General features: G+C 70.3%; 1 protein-coding gene. It reads right to left on the bottom strand.

The genetic code is table 11. From position 1 onward, the window contains the following. Positions 1–1,637, bottom strand: a 1,637-nt coding sequence (locus tag VIB55_RS14475) for a hypothetical protein (RefSeq protein ID WP_331877364.1), incomplete at its 3' end; no start/stop codon positions are given. Positions 1,638–1,848 lie beyond the last annotated feature (211 nt).

The raw sequence follows: 1,848 nt of genomic DNA, 5'->3' as shown, positions 1-1,848 counted from the left end.
GCGGTGAAGCCCGCGGCGTAGAGCGAGCCGTTGGCGGGCGGGTAGCCGGCGATGCGCACGCCTCCGCCCTGCACGTCCTCGAGCTGCGCGCCCAGCCAGGGGCGGCCCGGCTGCGTCTTGCGCAGCAGGAACCCGGCCCGGCCCAGGAGCGCGGCGTAGTCCACCGCCTCGCGCCCCTCGACGTAGCGGGCGAAGAAGTCGTCCGCGAACGCCCGGTCGCCCGTCACCTCGCCCAGCACGCGCCGCAGGTCGGCCATCGTGTACGGGCGCGCGGGAGCCAGCGCCTCCGTCTGCGGCCGGCCGAACTCGCGCCACACCGCCCGCATGTAGTCGTCCAGGGTGACGTTGCGGAAGCGGCTGCGCAGGGTCAGGTCCAGCCCCAGCGCGATCCCCGATCCCCAGGTGTAGTAGCTGAGAAAGGTGTTGCCGCGGTTGTGCGGGTCGATGGAAACGGCCGCGTCCACGAAAGGGGCCTGCATGCTCATCTCCACCGGCGAGAAGTACCGGCGGCCGGGCGCGTTGGTGACCGCGTTGGCCATCGCACCCGCGGAAATGGAGTAGACGGAGTCGCTTACGATCCCCGCGCGGCGGATGAACAGGTCGTCGAAGTAGCTGGTGAAGCCCTCGGCGAACCACAGCTCGCCCGACATGTTGGCCTCGGTGAAGTCGAACGGCTCCAGCGAGGCGGGACGCACGCGCTCCACGTTCCACGAGTGGAAGTACTCGTGCGAAAGCGTGCCCAGCAGCCCCATCTCGGCCCGCGCGAGGGAGTTGCTGGAGGTGATGATGGTGGAGTTGCGGTGCTCCATCCCGTCGCCGTCCGCCCAGGGCAGGTAGTCGGCGATGAAGGTGTAGGTGCCGAAATCGTACGCCGCGGGCTCGCCCCAGGTGGCGATCTGCTCGGCCACCACCTTCTTGGCCTTTTCGGCGTAGCGGTCCAGCTCGGCGGGGGTCCCCAGGTGGTGCACGGCAAGGCGCATGGTGTACGTGCGCCCGCCCGGTCCCGCCACGGTCCAGGTGCGCAGGTCGAACGGGCCAACCTCCGTGGGCGAGTCCATGAAGTACTGCAGGTGCGGCGCGGTGAACACGCTGCTGTCCGGCGTGGGCACCAGCTGCGTGGCCACGCGCCACCCTTCCGGCCGGTCGAAGCGCACGCGGACGGGAGCGTCCTCCATCCCGCGCGCCCACACGAAGGTCGCGGGCATGTTCATGTGGGCGTGCGTGGCGTCGAAGGCCGTGTACGTCCCGTCTACGCGGTCGCCGAACAGCGTGTACGTTACACGCACCGTCCCGTCGTGCCCGGCCACGTCCCACTGGTGCGGGTCCGGCCGGGTGATGGAGAGCGCTCGGCCGGCGCCGTCTGCCGCCCGCACGGCGTAGACGTTCTTGGCGAATTCGTGAAGCGCGTACCGCCCGGGCGACGTGCGGCTCATGCGCACCTGCAGCGGGCGCCCGGCCGGCACGCCGTGGAAGGTGGCGGTCACCTCCGCCTCGTGGTGCACGCGGTTGGGATAGCGGATCTCGTATTCCACGCGCGGCTGCGCGGCCGCCGTGCCGGCGATGAGCAGGCCCAGCGCGGCGAGCCCGGAAGCCCGCGCAACGCGGGCCGCGATGTTGAAACGCATGAGGATGGTCACGATCAGGTTGCGGTGTTGCCCGGCTAGAGATTTAGCACGCCGACCCACCGGATGCCAGCGTGAAGGAACTGGGATCACGCGGAGGCGCGGAGGACGCGGAGGAACCGAGGGCGCCTCCTCTGTTCTCCGCGACCTCCGCGCCTCCGCGTGAGATCCGCTCTTCTGCGCGTTGGCGTGCTACACCGCTTCGCCGATCTCGAATCGCTTCAGG

Source organism: Longimicrobium sp. (assembly GCF_036554565.1).
Taxonomy (GTDB): Bacteria; Gemmatimonadota; Gemmatimonadetes; order Longimicrobiales; family Longimicrobiaceae; genus Longimicrobium.
Note: the sequence above shows the minus strand (reverse complement) of the source record. Positions and strands in the feature narration are given on the sequence as shown.